The sequence below is a fragment of the Marinomonas piezotolerans genome (assembly GCF_003362755.1).
Taxonomy (GTDB): domain Bacteria; phylum Pseudomonadota; class Gammaproteobacteria; order Pseudomonadales; family Marinomonadaceae; genus Marinomonas; species Marinomonas piezotolerans.
In genome coordinates this window covers 401,218-416,682 of record NZ_QKRA01000002.1, presented here as the reverse complement: position 1 = coordinate 416,682, position 15,465 = coordinate 401,218, and the positions used below count along the sequence as shown (strand labels likewise).

Annotated in this window: 15 protein-coding genes and 1 pseudogene; 10 read left to right on the top strand and 6 right to left on the bottom strand. The window is 48.7% G+C overall.

Annotation, left to right across the window (positions count from 1 at the left end):
- The first annotated feature begins 5 nt into the window (after nucleotides 1-5).
- The gene (locus DN730_RS05925; protein WP_115467183.1) at nucleotides 6-482 is read left to right on the top strand and encodes an anthrone oxygenase family protein; all 477 of its coding nucleotides are present in this window, start codon (nucleotides 6-8) and stop codon (nucleotides 480-482) included.
- A gap of 91 nt (nucleotides 483-573) precedes the next feature.
- Here DN730_RS05925 and DN730_RS05920 read toward each other — a convergent pair whose 3' ends face one another.
- Nucleotides 574-1,836: an MFS transporter gene (locus DN730_RS05920; RefSeq protein WP_245957899.1), complete on the bottom strand. Its 1,263-nt coding sequence runs from the start codon at nucleotides 1,834-1,836 to the stop codon at nucleotides 574-576.
- Between the two features lie 73 nt (nucleotides 1,837-1,909).
- On the opposite strand from DN730_RS05920, the gene DN730_RS05915 reads away from it, so the two are divergent.
- The 7 genes and pseudogenes from DN730_RS05915 (at nucleotide 1,910) to DN730_RS19415 (ending at nucleotide 9,043) form a co-directional block, all read left to right on the top strand.
- Entirely contained in the window at nucleotides 1,910-2,794 is an 885-nt protein-coding gene (locus DN730_RS05915) for a LysR family transcriptional regulator (RefSeq protein ID WP_115467181.1), read from the top strand.
- Between the two features lie 125 nt (nucleotides 2,795-2,919).
- Entirely contained in the window at nucleotides 2,920-3,390 is a 471-nt protein-coding gene (locus DN730_RS05910; protein WP_115467180.1) for a YehS family protein, read from the top strand.
- A 205-nt stretch (nucleotides 3,391-3,595) separates the two neighbouring features.
- Nucleotides 3,596-5,659: a sensor histidine kinase gene (locus tag DN730_RS05905; RefSeq protein WP_115467179.1), complete on the top strand. Its 2,064-nt coding sequence runs from the start codon at nucleotides 3,596-3,598 to the stop codon at nucleotides 5,657-5,659.
- A 65-nt stretch (nucleotides 5,660-5,724) separates the two neighbouring features.
- The gene (locus DN730_RS05900) at nucleotides 5,725-6,375 is read left to right on the top strand and encodes a response regulator (protein WP_115467178.1); all 651 of its coding nucleotides are present in this window, start codon (nucleotides 5,725-5,727) and stop codon (nucleotides 6,373-6,375) included.
- Nucleotides 6,376-6,439: 64 nt separating this feature from the next.
- Nucleotides 6,440-7,456 (top strand): hypothetical protein, encoded by a 1,017-nt coding sequence (locus DN730_RS05895; protein WP_115467177.1) that lies wholly within the window; start codon nucleotides 6,440-6,442, stop codon nucleotides 7,454-7,456.
- 63 nt (nucleotides 7,457-7,519) lie between these two features.
- Nucleotides 7,520-8,134: pseudogene (locus tag DN730_RS19420) on the top strand (NHL repeat-containing protein); the annotation flags it as partial.
- A 252-nt stretch (nucleotides 8,135-8,386) separates the two neighbouring features.
- On the top strand, nucleotides 8,387-9,043 hold the full coding sequence (locus DN730_RS19415) for a delta-60 repeat domain-containing protein (RefSeq protein ID WP_425452715.1): 657 nt from the start codon (nucleotides 8,387-8,389) through the stop codon (nucleotides 9,041-9,043).
- Nucleotide 9,044: 1 nt separating this feature from the next.
- Here DN730_RS19415 and DN730_RS05885 read toward each other — a convergent pair whose 3' ends face one another.
- A complete protein-coding gene (locus tag DN730_RS05885) occupies nucleotides 9,045-10,061 on the bottom strand; it encodes a helix-turn-helix domain-containing protein (protein ID WP_115467175.1) in 1,017 nt (338 codons plus the stop codon).
- Nucleotides 10,062-10,203: 142 nt separating this feature from the next.
- Between DN730_RS05885 and DN730_RS05880 the strand changes: the two genes are divergently transcribed.
- Both DN730_RS05880 and DN730_RS05875 read left to right on the top strand, forming a co-directional pair.
- On the top strand, nucleotides 10,204-10,533 hold the full coding sequence (locus tag DN730_RS05880; RefSeq protein WP_115467174.1) for a DUF805 domain-containing protein: 330 nt from the start codon (nucleotides 10,204-10,206) through the stop codon (nucleotides 10,531-10,533).
- On the top strand, nucleotides 10,530-11,024 hold the full coding sequence (locus DN730_RS05875) for a hypothetical protein (RefSeq protein WP_115467173.1): 495 nt from the start codon (nucleotides 10,530-10,532) through the stop codon (nucleotides 11,022-11,024). The genes DN730_RS05880 and DN730_RS05875 overlap by 4 nt, the downstream gene beginning before the upstream one ends.
- 87 nt (nucleotides 11,025-11,111) lie before the next feature.
- Here the strand turns inward: DN730_RS05875 and DN730_RS05870 are convergent, their stop codons facing one another.
- Genes DN730_RS05870 through DN730_RS05855 form a run of 4 tightly spaced genes read right to left on the bottom strand, consistent with a single transcriptional unit; the run spans nucleotide 11,112 to nucleotide 15,448 of the window.
- The gene (locus DN730_RS05870) at nucleotides 11,112-12,506 is read right to left on the bottom strand and encodes an APC family permease (protein WP_245957898.1); all 1,395 of its coding nucleotides are present in this window, start codon (nucleotides 12,504-12,506) and stop codon (nucleotides 11,112-11,114) included.
- 56 nt (nucleotides 12,507-12,562) lie between these two features.
- Nucleotides 12,563-13,855: an NAD(P)/FAD-dependent oxidoreductase gene (locus DN730_RS05865; RefSeq protein ID WP_115467172.1), complete on the bottom strand. Its 1,293-nt coding sequence runs from the start codon at nucleotides 13,853-13,855 to the stop codon at nucleotides 12,563-12,565.
- An 18-nt stretch (nucleotides 13,856-13,873) separates the two neighbouring features.
- The gene (locus DN730_RS05860; RefSeq protein ID WP_115467171.1) at nucleotides 13,874-14,296 is read right to left on the bottom strand and encodes a Rid family hydrolase; all 423 of its coding nucleotides are present in this window, start codon (nucleotides 14,294-14,296) and stop codon (nucleotides 13,874-13,876) included.
- A 12-nt stretch (nucleotides 14,297-14,308) separates the two neighbouring features.
- A complete protein-coding gene (locus tag DN730_RS05855; RefSeq protein WP_115467170.1) occupies nucleotides 14,309-15,448 on the bottom strand; it encodes an ornithine cyclodeaminase family protein in 1,140 nt (379 codons plus the stop codon).
- Nucleotides 15,449-15,465: the final 17 nt, after the last annotated feature.

The following is a 15,465-nucleotide window of genomic DNA, read 5'->3' as shown; positions in this document are numbered from 1 at the left end:
GGCTTATGTCTACGCTATTTACTCAACTGTCACAGATCGTCAGCGTATTGCTACTCGGTTTGATGGCGGGCTTTTTTGCAACGTATTCGTTTAATGTCAACGACGCCACGCTTGCGCTAAATGGGGAAATGTACGCCACCGTGCAATCGTTGTTTAATTACAATGTGCGCCATGTGGGCTTTTTCTTTTGCTTTTTTGGGGCGGGCGTAGCGACTATCATCACAGCGGCGACGCTGCTCATAAAACGAGCCACCATTGGTTGGTTTTGGTTGGCAATCGGCATTGCATATGTACTGGGCATTATTATGTTTACTAAATGGGTCAATCTGCCCCTCAACTATTACACGGAATCTTGGGACCCACTCAATTTGCCCACCGACTGGCAGACGGTCAGAGATCAATGGAATCAAGCCAACCTTTTCCGTACATGGCTTTGCGGCATCTTATTTATGATTGCGACCATTTTGTTAACACGACGATAAAACGAAAGGTTGTCTGCCTACACGGTACCTGCTTAAAACAAAATCGCCCAGCAAACCGTTCGGAAGCTGGGCGTTTATTAACTCTAATGGATTAAGCGGCAGCGCCACCCACCCAAGTTTTTTTCACCTTACGTTCAGAGACGTAAATGTAACCTGCGAGTAACGCTAGGCCGATTGAGATTGCCACAATCACGCCATATGTCAGGGTCAGCGAGCCAGTCGAACCTTGAAGTGCACCAGCCAATAAGTTACCCAATGCGCCACCTGTACCGAAGGCAACCATTCCAATGCCGTTTATTTGCATTGTCGCTTTTGAGCTGTACTGCTTGCTCACCCAACCCGCTATGATGCCCCAAATAGGGAAGTACATTAGACCGTAGCCAAACCCTGCCACCATAACGAATCGTGCTGGGTCGTACATAAACGCGATAACACTGGCAGCGAAGGCACTAAAGATCATCAGCAGAGCGATCGCATGCCCGTATCGATCAGAGATTTTACCCGCAGCGAAACCCGCGATCATACCCGTTGCGCCGATGACGCCCCAAGTATATCCACCCAACGCAGAAGGCAATTCAAGCTCCGCAAGGTAGGTGTTCAACCAAGTCGAAAATGTAATGGTTGTCATACCGACCAGCAATAATGTGAAGCAAGACAAAAACGCCGTACGCTCGCGTAAAACTGTTTTAAATAGCTCTTTTGTGCCCATAGCAAAGGTCACGTCTACGTCTTGCGTATCGCGGTCAACGCGTAAACGCTTGACCAAACGGTACGTTGCAATCCAAGTCAGTAACCCGACTGCCGCTGCAACCATCCAACCGCTGCGCCAGCCTAACATCGGCACTACTAACAAAATGATCAAGCCGTTAAAACCGTAACCCCAAGCAGTGCCACTAGAGACGATTGATAAGTTTGTTGCTGTTCGGTCGGCACGACCATGACGCGTTACAAGCTCAACAATTCCGCCCCAACTCATCGCCGCACTGGAGGCCATAATCGCTAACACACCCAGCATGATGAAAGGGTTACTGAGCCACGCCATCGTCGCTAGAAGCACTGTCGTGATACCACCGCAAACCAGCAATAATCGGCATGAATCCACGCGCGGTCCAATAACGCCCAACAACATTGCGCCCGCTAGATAGGCAATCTGCGTCAGCGCGCCAGCAATCGCCAAATACCAACTATCAATCTGAATATTGGCTTGCATTAATGGCATCAGTGCGGCAAATAAAAATAAGCCAAAACCATGGCTAATAACCTGATTAAATCCAAATGTGACGGCCATGCGCATAACACACCTCTCGATGCTGTAAGTTGGGAAAAAACTTCTCTCAAGAAGCAATTCGCGCATAATATATCCTTGCATTAATTCAGCATATCGATAAATATTAATATCTACGTTCAAATTTATTGAAGTCTGATTTATGCATGATTTACCGATCTCATTGTTGCGCACATTCATGGTTGTAGCGGATACCTTAAACCTAACGGAAGCCGCGCGGTTACTGCATAAGGCGCCTTCGACAGTGAGCATGCAGCTCAACCGTTTAGAGGACTTAGTAGCGAACCCTTTAATGGAACGGGGCCAATATGGCGTGCGATTAACCCCCGCGGGTAATCAATTAAAGGACCATGCGCAGCAGTTACTAAATTTGCACGATCAGATCGTGGGTGCCTTTCAAAATATGGACATTAGTGGTGTGGTACGAATCGGCACTCATGACCAATACGCCAGTGGCATACTTGCACCTATTTTGCAGGAATTCATCTTGAGCTATCCCGAGGCGCAACTGGAGGCATTTTGCGATTATCGCCCAGACCACCTAATCGATCGCCTCGAACGAGGCAAGCTCGATCTAGCACTTGTAGAAATGTATGCCGATACAACAGGTGGCGAGCGTTTGCGTCGTGATCAACTTATTTGGATCAGCGCCAAAGACCATTTTGTGCACACCCAAGCTGTCTTACCTTTAGTGGTATTTGACGAAGGTTGTAAGCAGCGCAAGCTCGGCTGTGAGGCGCTGGAAGCGGGAGGAATCCCTTATCGAATCGCGTTTACTAGCCAGAGCCGTACTGGGCTACTCGCCGCGGTACGCGCAGGGATTGGGATTGCTATCATCCCTGACAATACACTCGATAATAATGACGACTTAGTGGTTCACTGGGACCTCCCCGAACTCCCACAAATGGATGTCACCTTGTTTAGAGCGAAGAAAACAAACGAAGCCACCAAACGCTTGGCGGGGATTATTGTTGATAGCCCAGTGTTCAACCTGACAACCCAGCCACCACCAAGTGAAGCCACGTAAATGAACGATCTCGTTAGAGTAGATTCTTACTAGAAATTCCCCAGCCGTTTGCATTGAATGGTATGATCAGCCGCTGCCAGTTCTCCTACTGATACGACTGGATTCACCTAAGACTAGGACCTATTTTGACCAATAATGACATTATGCGTCGGGTGCGCTACACCTTTGATTTAAAAAACAACACGATGGTAGAGATCTTTGCTCTTGCTGATCAAAGTGTTACGGAAGCGCTCGTTGCAAGCTGGCTAAAAAAAGACGATGACCCTGCGTTAAAACCCATGCTTGATGTGGAGCTCGCTGCTTTTCTTAATGGTTTTATCAACCTTAAACGCGGCAAGCGCGATGGGGAGCAACCCGCTCCAGAAACTCGCCTAAACAACAACATGATCTTTCAAAAACTGCGTATTGCTCTGAACTTAAAATCTGACGATATTTTAAACATCATGCGCTTAGCCGAGTTTAACTTAAGCAAGCACGAACTAAGTGCCTTTTTCCGTAAGCCTGATAATCGCCATTACCGCGAATGCAAAGACCAAATATTGCGCTACTTCTTACAGGGCGTTCAGCGCCAGCAGCGTCCATCTAGCGGCGCTTAAAGCATTGCATTAAAAAGATAGGGGTTCTTCAGAGACAATGAGAGCCCCTACTTATATATCTCCCCCATTGCCACATACCCTACCTCTTTAACTGCTTCAAAAAAGCGAGAAATCTATTGCATTGCATGGGGCGATGATAGATTCTTGAACAATTCTTGACGATTTCAGTTCGAACCCTATTTCTCTTTTTCTGTCGGATTTTTTCATGTATCGTTCAGTAGTGATTGGCATTTCATTGCTTTTCTTGCTCTTTACAGCACTGGTATACAGCGCTTTATCGTTACCCAATATCCATGGGCACTTTCAGCAGGTTAATGACGATCTAATCTACACAGATCAGGATCATTCGGTTGTTGTCAGCCACTTCAAGCTCGGTAATGAGGCCCTCCCACCCAATCCTCACCTTCTCTTTGAAGAGCCCGATGTGTTGCCGCGCTATGAGGATATGACGACTCTGTTTAACGCCCATAGTGCCTTATTTGACGCAGCCCAAAACAACCAGTTAGCCCTTGTCGGCGATACGGGTGAGCAAATCCCGATTACCTTTTCCGAACGCTCGATCCAAGATCTTCCTTGGTTATTTTGGCTGCAGGCCCTGTGTGCTTTCGCCGCATCGGTTATCTGTTTACTGGTATGGATTCCGAGTCAAAAAAACATTGCGGTCGTTGCGTTTTGCCTGACAGGTGTTGGCTATGTATGCTCCGCTGCCAACGCGGCAATCTACAGCACTCGAGACGTATTCATCGATGGTCAATTGTTTCACGCTCTGTCCAACCTCAACGGCTTTGGCACCATGTGCTTTGTGACCTTCTTAGGTATCTTTCTTTGGCACTACCCAAATTCAAAGCCTAGAAAAACAATACTGGTGCTTTACCTCGGAGCCTTTGCAATACAGCAACCCCTACACCATCTGGAGTATTTCAAATCACCTGCGGAAGGGATGTACAGCTGGGTGATGGTGCTCTTTCTTTGGGGGCTAGTAGGGTCGGCCGTGCAATGGCGAAAGACGGCAGGGAAACCAGCGGAACGAGTCGCCTTAAATTGGGTTCTCCTTTCGATTTTGTCCGGCACGCTGTTTTTCACCGGCGGTATGATCATTCCTGTTTTGCTGCGAGTTGCCGAGCCCTCGGATCAGGCTTTGTTACTGGCAACCTTCCTATTTATGTACTTCGGTATGATGCTGGCGGTACTCAGATATCGTTTGTTTGACATTCAACGCTGGTCATTTTCAATCTGGTCATGGATCTTGGGCGGGATTGCCGTATTGGTGTGCGATTTCGTACTCATTTCCGCGCTGACACTTACAAGCAGCACAAGCTTAGCCATCTCACTGGCTCTCGTCGGTTGGTTGTATTTTCCCGCACGCCAATGGCTGTGGCGACGCGTGTTTAATAGCGATCAAAAAGGTCTTGATGACTGGCTCAGGCAAACATTACCCACACTGCTTACTGAAGAATCAACGGAAGACAGTACGCGCCTAATAAAAGCATTCCACGCGGTATTCAAACCGTTGCATTACACCCTCCACGATACGGCAAAGGAGACACATATCTCCAATAATGGCGAAAACCTCTGGGTCGCCATGCCTCACGGTGAAAGTGTTTGTCTGCAACATGCTGACGGTGGGCGACGCATTTTCAATCGAAACGATATGGAAAAAGCGAACCTTATTATTGCACTCAGTACATTAATCACTGACATCGCCGAGGCGAAGCAAGCGGGCGCGCTGGCCGAGCGTAATCGAATTCGTCGCGACCTACATGATGATTTGGGCGCTAAGCTATTGCGGCTACTACACCTCTCAACCGGTGATACGCAATCGTTAGTTCGAGAATCCATTCGTGATCTTAGACATTTGATTAATGGACAGCAGTTCTTCGAGGGCAATGCCGAGCGTTGCTTTTCGGTGTGGCAAAAAGAAGCCAGTGAACGCTGCTCTCTACCGGGAGTCTCGCTATCTTGGAATACCCCCGCGAAGGATATTACGTTTACGCCAATGCAGCACGAGCACCTTGGGCATATGCTCCGTGAAGCACTCTCCAATGCGCTACGTCATGACGGTACGACTTGGATAGACGTAACGGGGGCTGCCTCCGACGGTCATTACACGATGACCATTACCAATAACACCCATCATGGACACAGACCAGAGCACTCTGGGTCGGGATTGGAAAATCTGCGTTTACGAGCGGAGTTATTAAATGGAGAGGCGTTGCAGTCCTCCACTCAAGACACTTGGACCGTGACCGTTTCGTTCCCCCTAACATAAGGGGCAGCATTATCTTAGATCCTTGATTACCCTTACGGTATATCAGACGAAAAAAGGCACTGTAGATGGGAATAGGACACATACTCATTGTCGAAGATCTACCGGAGGTCGCCACTTGGATGCAGCAATGCATTGCCCAGTCGCTCCCCCATGAAGCGATCACCACCGTGTGTAATTTGGCACAAGCGAATCAAGCCCTAACGAAACAGCCTTGGGGGCTGGTATTACTCGATCTCGGTCTACCGGATGGCGACGGCACTGACTTCATTCGACCATTTAAGCAACATAACCCCAATGCCCACTGCGTCATCACGACAATATTTGATGATGCCGAACACGTCTTCCCAGCGCTGGCAGCCGGCGCTGATGGGTATTTGCTAAAAGACGAAACCGAAGCAGAATTTTGCACAAGTCTAAGCGGCATTTTGGCTGGACGCCCTCCGCTTTCCAGCTCCATCGCTCTGAAAATCCTATCGTCTTTTCGCCAACCACGTTCAGACACTGAATATGGTCTCACACCAAGAGAAAGAGACATACTGGTACTGATTGCAAAAGGGTACAGCTGCAAAGACGCCGCCCAGTCCCTTGGCGTGACGTACCATACGGCCGCGGGCTATCTAAAGGCGGTCTACCAGAAACTACAGGTCAATAACCGTGCTGAAGCGACCATCAAAGCCATCGAGATGGGCATGATCACCACCAGCTCCCCCCCTTAAACTAGGGGGCAAAATTCTCTACGCATCGCCTACCCTAAGTCGATAAATCAAAAAGGAGCTGGCGATGAACCCTTTCATTGTATATCCCGTCATTGGGCTAACGGTCTTACTCACTGGTTGTGCGGCAACTGGTTCTAGTAGCGGTAATGATGTTTCAACGAGCAACATTAAAAGCCTCGAAGACAAAAACGAAGTCTATATTGGTCAATTTGCTGTCACATTCGTGACGAAGGACAAAGGCTCAGCGACTTCGCAAAGCCCAATGATCCGTGGCGGAGGCTCTGAATATGCTCAGAGTGTTTTAGTCGCTAATCTAAAAGGTATTCCGAACAGCACCTTTCAAGCAATCGCAGACCAGGCTTATCGGGACTTCGTCGCTGACCTAGAGGCCAAAGGCTATACTGTGGGGGATTCGAATGATCTCAAGAAAGTCTCCGAATGGAATGAGCTTGAACCTTTGGCGACACCTTACACACCATCAGGTTTGTCGAACCTCATGAGCACCAGCAGTCAAGAGACCCTGACATTTGCGGGTGGCCCAACAACATTGTTTGCGACACCCCAGCAGCCAGGGCAGATTACCCCACTTCCGTATCAGCTAGCCGACCTATCGGAATCGGTAGGCAAGCCAGTCCTAGCAGTCAATTACGCCGTCCACTTCGCCTATTTTGATTCGGATACGGATTACACAGTGAATTATGTGGAGGAAGTGCCTCAAGGTGGCGGTGCCAGTACAACGCTTTCAGCATCCGTCACGCTTGGTCAAGGCATTCAAGTTATTTCTGGCGCCATCGCCCAGTTTTTGGTTGGCCCAACAGGCACCTTTAGTGACAACGGTTACGTCCAATTAACAAGCCCAGTCATCGTTGGCGGTGCCTACGGTCGCAATGAAGATACTACCTCAGACTCTCAGAAAGCGGCGAATGCCCTGAGCTCGGCACTGGGTTTCTTCTCAGGGAAGTCTAGCAAGACCACTGAAATTTCCGTGGTCGCGAACCCTGAGTACTATCAATACGGTGCTTTGAAAGCGATTGACGAAGCAAACAACCGTATTGCCCATGAGCTTCAACCCAAAAAATAGTCTTACCTTGCCCTCTATCTATGATTCCCCTCATAGATAGAGGGCCTATTTTGGAGTTTATCGATGACTTTCTTCACCCAAATTCTATCAAGCCTGTTGGTAATATCCGTACTCACAGGTTGTGGCGGTGGCGGTAGCGCTTCCGACGACACGCAACAAAGCAGCAATACCAATACTCAAAACACTGGCTCAACAGGGTCAAGCGGCAACACTTCTGGCACATCAAACGAAACTGTCGATAAAGGTGATACGGGCAACACAGGGACAGGGGGTAGTACAACGACACCCACTGGTTTCCAAGGCAAGCGATCTTATTCCACAACCGATGGGTACTTTGTTGATATTTCGGGGATGGCGATCAGCAGTTGCTCTGGCAATTGTTTCGTCGTGCGCGGTGGCGAAATCATCGCGGATAAGAAAACGATGGTCGTGGCAACGAAGGACAAAAACTGGAACATCGTACGCTTAAATAGCGATGGTAAGACCGTTGACACAAGCTTCGCCGCCAATGGCGTGTTAAGCGTTAACGGAATTAGTAACGTGCCTCAATATGGCTGGGAAGTCGATGATAAACAGCGAATTTTGGTACTGACCAAAGACTATTGGAACGTACAAAGACTAAGCCGCTACAACGCAGATGGTACCCTCGATACCACATTTGCAACTGGCGGTACTCTTACCTATCCACCAGTTACCGACCCCACTAATTTACTAACGCTACAAGACGGCCGCATCCTCATTGGCGGGCATTATACTGCGCCAACTAACAATCTTAGCTTTGCTTCCCAATGGGCGTTTACATTGCTTACAGAGGCTGGGGTCAAAGACAGTGCGCTCCCTCAAGACGGCTACTTCGTAGTTAGCCAGCCTAACCCGACCAAGTTCTCAGAGCTTCGTAAAGTGGTCGAAACCAGCCAATATCTCTACTTAATGGGCACAACAGGTAGCAACGGGTTCGCCATTGGTCGCTTAAACAAAGCCGATTTTTCAGCAGATACCAATTTTGGCACGAATGGATTCGTCGAAGTCGTAGAAAGTAAAGATGCAGTAATCAACGATCTACTGGTAGACAGTAAAGGTCGCATTGTCGCCGTTGGCAGTGTCCTAGACACTGGCCGAGTGAACGTAAACAACGCGGGCATGGCGTTCGCTGTTTATCGATATTTGGCAGACGGTTCCGCAGACACCAGTTTCAGTAGTGATGGCATGACCACTATCAATTTTGGGTTTAATTCTTCACAAACACACCAGATCAATGACAGCGCCACGGCTGTATTCGAAGAAGGCACAAAACTCATTATAACTGGGCAGTCAGGTAGCGTTACTCGCTCAACGGATCGCACCTTATCAATGGTTAGATTATTGGAAGACGGCACCATTGATCCTAACTTTGAGATAGGAGCTAACCGTACGAAAGTCGACCGGCACTCATCTAAGATTTACTTCAGCAACATCACCTCAAGCGCAAATATCCAAAGTGTCATTCTGGATAACCAACAAGGGCGTCTTGTCGGTTATGGTGTTATCACCGATAAATACGGCAATATAAACACAACGACTCCGCTACGAGTTCAATGGTGGGATTAATTCACACCTCAGGGTTCTTGCGATAATCAGAGGGCGTTTTTCCAACTTGCTGGGAAAACGCTCGATGAAAGTTCGATTTGGTTTGAAAGCCTGACGCTAAATACACTTCTGTAATCGGTTGATCAGTTTCCCGCAGCAACTGCCTGGCATGGTCAATGCGATAGCGGTTTACCCATTGTGACACATTCATATGATGAGTTTGATTCACAGCGTTAGAAATGATGCGTGTCGGGATCCCTGCCTTACGCGCCAGCTTTGCCAAGGTTAAGTCAGGGTCAAGATACAGCTGCTGTGTTTGAATCACCTCTTGCACCGTCGCCATCACTGGGGCATGGTCTTCTATCGTTTCAATCGGCGGCTCTGCCGTCGTTTGCGAGGGATGGGATTGAGCGGGTTCCTGCGTATGCAGACTCATCCAAATGACCACCAGCGCTAAAATCGGTAGTAATAGAGCGTGTCCAATCGTGAGGATTAACGTCGCATGCGCCCCTTCCCAAAACATAAAATCAAGTGATAACGCGCCATCTATAAGAGCTGAGAATAGCAACATACTGCCCCCCATGCGGGTTGCAATGGCAGCATTAGGGACATCCGATAACGGCACATTCTCGGGGATGGCATGCCGATAGCGCGCGGTATACCACAAGGCTACGCCATAGACGACGTACATACTCGTCAGCATGAGATCTAGAGGGGGCGACCACCAGCGGTACGTCAATGAGCTGACCACGATCAAACTCGGCGCGATCACGTGCCACCACGCCAACCTTTGCCCATGCTGTGCTCGGGCAAATACATACCAAGCCAATACAGGAATCGCGCACGCAAAAATCGGTTGTAGCGTCCTTAAGATTGCCCAGTCCAACAGCCAGCGTAACCCCACGATGGCCGTCGTGGCAGCACACATCATCAAAAAATACGCCGCTAGTGGCATACGCTCTGCGCGGCGCATCATTAAACTCCCCGCCAAGACCAATAGCATCATTGACACCACAAACGGTAACGGAATCGACAACATTGACTACTCTCCACTTCCCTATCGAATCAGGCCAAGTATGACCTAAAACGCTTTTTAAAACGTCCTAAATCCCGTTTTAGGACGCAAATACTACGCAAAAGCGCGACGCTTACATTGGTTTCATCACGCTTTGGAGATTTATATGAACGGATACCTTTATGCCTTTAAACATGCACTGCACTTTTCGGGGCGCACTCAGCGTCGTCTCTTTTGGGAATTCATGCTGATTCATCTTATCGCCAGTGCTGGCGTTATCTATGTGGAGGTGGCTACAGACAATCTTGGTTGGATTGATCTGGTCTACAGTGCCATCACCCTACTGCCAATGCTATCAATGCTCACCCGTCGTCTGCGAGATACCGGACTCTCGATGTGGTGGTTCTTGATCGTGCTCGTTCCAGGGGGCGTTGCCGTTTTAGTGTTCTTAATGGCGTTGCCTAGTACGGTTTCTCAGTCGGAGTTAACATTATGAAAACGATCAATAGACTACTCATCATGGGGCTCATGACAAGCTCTTATGCGCTCAGTGATCCCATTGTGCCAAAGATCCCTAGTGACGCATTAGGTGTAGTCCAAGTGGAGCAGGTTAAAATCGGTTCGCTGGTCATGTTAAAAGGCATGAAAGGAACGGCACGCTATGTTACCTACGATGGTCAAGGTGCGTTATGCGAAGTGTCGCCGATAGAATTTTTAGCCGGAGGGTTTAGTGGCGACAGGATCGGCATTGAAAACACCGCAGACATCGTGATGTCGGTCTACTCAAAAAGCGTCGCCGACCACTTGATGAATCACAAAGAAGTCACCAGTGAAGATTATCAGGTAGCGCTAATGCGTACGCCCGACAGCGATGTGGTACTGGAAACTGGGCTGACGTTAAACGAAGGTTTTATCCTGCATCCTCGTTCATTTTGGTCATCTTGGTGGCATTTTGATGAACGCCCGTTGCACTGTACGCCCATCTAAACGAATATGAGGGGCTATCATTAGAGGGCGCGCTGTAGCAGCGCGCCCTCTATTACTGTTCAAACACATGATGTCATGAATCCTAGATCACGATGCATCAGGCTCAAACAGTCCGCGTTTCATGTAAAGCTTCACCCAGAGTGCACCAATCACACTTACGACGAGTAACATCCCACCTGCAATGCTATACACCATTTGCGTCATCTCTGGAGCTGGCGAATTATTCAGCGCAACATAAATCATCGCGACAATCCCTAATATTTGCGGCAATGGATAGAGCATAGTGCGATAAGGACGAGGGTGATTAGGCATACGTTTGCGCAACACAATGACGTTAATATGAGCCACAATGTAGGCCAATAGATAACTGGTCGTTGCGGCGATAACCAGCATGATCAAAGAATCAATACCCAACAATAAGAATGGAATGGCCGACAATACTGCCATCATCACGATACCCACCCAAGGCGTATTAAATTTGTTGGTCGTCTTCAGTATCGGAAACGCCTGCTTGTTTTCCGCCATGCCTTGCAACATACGTGGTAACGCAGCAAAAATAGTATTTACCGAACTACATGTTGCAGTCAATGCCATAACGGTCGCGATGGTCAAACCGGCAGTACCGAATACAGCGTTGGCATAATCTAAGTAAGGGATCGGAGAACCAAGTAAAGACTCAACATCCAAATACATGGAAGCGCCCACTGCAAACGCAGCGAAAATCAAAAAGATCGCGAACAATGACCAGTGCATAGCGCGAGGAATGTTTTTAGTTGGGTTTTTCACTTCCTTGATCATCGGACAAATATACTCAGCCCCAACAAAAAGCCACATAGCAAGCGCAATCAGACCAACAAAACTGCCGTCCATCACTCCACCAAAGCTCCAGTCAACCGGCGTGCCCGTCAACTCTGGGTGTGGCTGGCTAATACCAAAAATAGCCACTAAACCCGTGAGTACGATCGCGCTGACCATGACAAACGCCAATAAGTTTTGCACCTTCGCAAACACGTCCGCGCCAACAATATTCGTGATGGCCAGAGCCACAATAATCAGCAAGGGAATCAGTTTCTCTGGGAACATGCCTGGTAGCAATTGTCCAATCATGGCATCGACCAAGAAAAACTCCACCGGCAATGCCAGCATGGCGACGACAACATAACCCGAAAACACAGATACGATCGCAGGGAAATGCCCAATCGCTTTTTGTGTATACGTCGCTAGCGTTCCCTGCTCAGGAAACATTAACGACAGTTCGGCAAAGCTCATGGCATTAAACTGAGCGATTACCAGCGCCGCTAGCATAGCAAAAATAAACGCCATGCCGCCCAAGCCAATACCTTGGGTAGCTGAAATCATGGCGCCCTGGACGATAACCATACCAATACAGATGGCCATCATCGTTATTAAACCTAATTTCTTTTTCGCAGCGGTGTTTCCCGCCATCGTCATTTTTTCTGTTGTTGAGATATCGCTCATCATTTTGTTCCTCTTATGAATAACGCAACTAACCCGAACTTATGCAATCCACGTTTGGCCTAAAAGCGGTCAAAGCGATAAGGTGCAGGGTCAATCATTGGTTTTTCGCTCGTTACGATATCTGCGGCTAACTGCCCCGCAGCGGGCCCAGTTCCAAAGCCATGGCCCGAAAAGCCCGTCGCTATGGTTAGTCCTGGGATCGTCTGTATACGATCGATGACCGGCGTTGAATCCGGTGTCACATCAATTAGGCCCGCCCACGACTCTTCTATTTCGGCGTTTTCAAAGGCTGGCCAAGCATTGATAAGGTTGTTCATGGCATCTTGATTGAGGCCATGATTCACATCAGGGTCGCGTACGCGAATACGCTCAAAAGGTGTCTTTTGATCGCCTCGCCAATGGCGCGGCAAGGACAAATCTTCAAAGAAGAACTTACCGAATCCAACTTTCAAAAAGTCACGGGACGCTTTGAGTTGGTCAGCAAATTTTAGGCCTACTTTCAAATGATCTAGGGTGAGAGGTGCATCGAGCTTGCCACGCTGGGTGATGATGTAACCGCCATCACGATGTTTACGAAATGAGAAGTCTGGACCACCCACAGCAATGTCTGTCGGCCCTTCCATAGGTTTAGTGCGCAACACCGAACAAATCAGTGGTAGAGTCGGCAGTGAAACGCCTAAATTCCCAAGAAAACGGCGCGACCAAGCCCCACCACAGAGCAGCACCTGATCACATCGAATCTCGCCTTGATCGGTCACCACGCCTGACACTTTTCCGGCTTGCGTCGTTAAGGTTCTCACCGCACAGTTTTGAACAATTTTCGCACCTTGCTGTATCGCTGCTTGAGCCATCATTGTTGTGGCAACATCTGGCTCAGCACGACCGTCAGAAGGAGTATAAATCCCACCTTTCCATTGCCCTGTGCCATGTGGCACTAGCTTGGATACCTCAGCGGCGCTCAGAAGTCGTGAATCCAAATCCAGTGACTCAACAGATTTTAACCAGCTTTCATGCATCGCCATTTGTGCATCTGTTTTACCGAGAAACATGATTCCAGCTTGTTGGTAGCCTACATCTGCCCCAATGCGCTGAGGCATCGCAGACCAAAGCTTGTCAGCTGCCGCGGCGAGTGGCACATCCGCATGATGGCGACTCGTTTTTCGGATCCAGCCTAAGTTACGCGAAGATTGCTCACCGGCAATATGCCCTTTCTCGAGCAATACCACTGGAATATTACGCTCGGCCAGCGTCAATGCTGCTGAAATACCAACGATACCGCCACCGATGATGACTACCGACGTGGACGTCGGTAGCTCATCTGTCGTGTTTACTTTTACGAGTGTCTTTGTCATATCAATAACCTCTGACCACTACTGCGCTAACGAAATCGTGGTCACGTTCGCTTTTGAAGCACCAATAAATGCGGTTACCTCAAGTTCAACTTTGTAAACTGTTGAAGCCAGCGGCGGAGAAGTGACTGTGGTAGCGGGATCCACACCACGGAACTTCTCGCCGACAAACGTCATCACGTTATTGGTATCGTTTGGGTCTTGTATAAAAACCCGAGACATCACAACGTCTGCCAACGATGCGCCAAGCGCGGCGAGCGCTCGCTCCACATTGATGAAGACTTGTTCTGCTTGCGCCATAACATCGTCAGCCAGCTCTTTCGTCTCTGGGTTGCGACCTGCGGTGTTGGAAACAAATACCCAGTTATCAACCGCCACTGCTCGCGAATAGCTTGCCAACTCTTCGAGGTGAGAGCCCGTTTTTACTTTTGTTACCTGTGTCATATCGGCTTCCTATTAGCGTAACGCGGGTGTATCCCAAAGGTTCAGTTTTACGCCAATGCCTTTCTCAATCGCATTGCGATAAATCTTAGTGGCCCAAGCAACGTCTTCCACTGGCATACCGCCTACAGAAAGGATGATGATTTCTTCATCGTTTTGACGGCCGACACTCTCCCCGGCAACAATTTTGCCTAAATCTTCTAAGTGATCAGCGGTAATCAAGCCCTCATCGATCATGTCCATGAAGCGCACGCCCGGCATTGGAATGTGGTTATGAGCAGGTTTTGGCACTTCTTCAAACCATGCCTCATAAAGGCCTGTGTTATCGAGCACCTTGCGCACATCATCTTGTTCCATTGCGCTGTCTAATTGGCAGTAACCCGGCATAGATAAATAAGCCCCTGGCTTCACCCACTCACGTTTCACCAATGGGTAAGTAGAAGGATCGCCTGTTGCACCAGAGTTACAGTAGGTAATGATGTCGGAGTCACGAACCAAAGCCTCCAGTGAATCGACCACCTGAATGTTCTTAATTTGAGGATAATTTGCGCTCATCCAATCCATAAATTCATCTAAGCTCTTTTGACCACGGCCTTTGATTTTCACCGTGTCGATCTCAGGACAAGCCGCAACAAACGCTGCAATAGAAGTACGCCCCATCACGCCTGGACCAAGCACGCCAATAACCTTAGAATCTTTACGAGCTAGGTAGCGAGCACCGACACCAGGTACTGCGCCTGTACGATACGCAGATAACAAGTTTGCCGACATGTACGCCAACGGTGCTCCCGTATCAATGTCGTTCAAAATCATCATTAAGATTGAGCGCGGCAGACCTTTGTCACGGTTTGCTATATTAGAGCCATACCATTTCACACCGCAGGTTTGATAATCCCCGCCAAGATAGGCTGGCATCGCCATTAAACGGCGATCAGGCGTTGGTTTTGGCATCGTTGGAAAAGGCGATTCTTCAGGGAAGGTGATCATCGCGCCATGCGAATCACTGTTTGGTCCGGCCATGCGATAATCGCCGTGGTACAACAATGAAAACATCTCTTCCATTGCATCAACACATGCAGGCATATCTGTCACGCCAGCTTTAATCATGTCCTCTTCGGACAAGTAAATAAAATCAATTTTTGTGTTCTCAGACATATCGTGACCTCAACAAA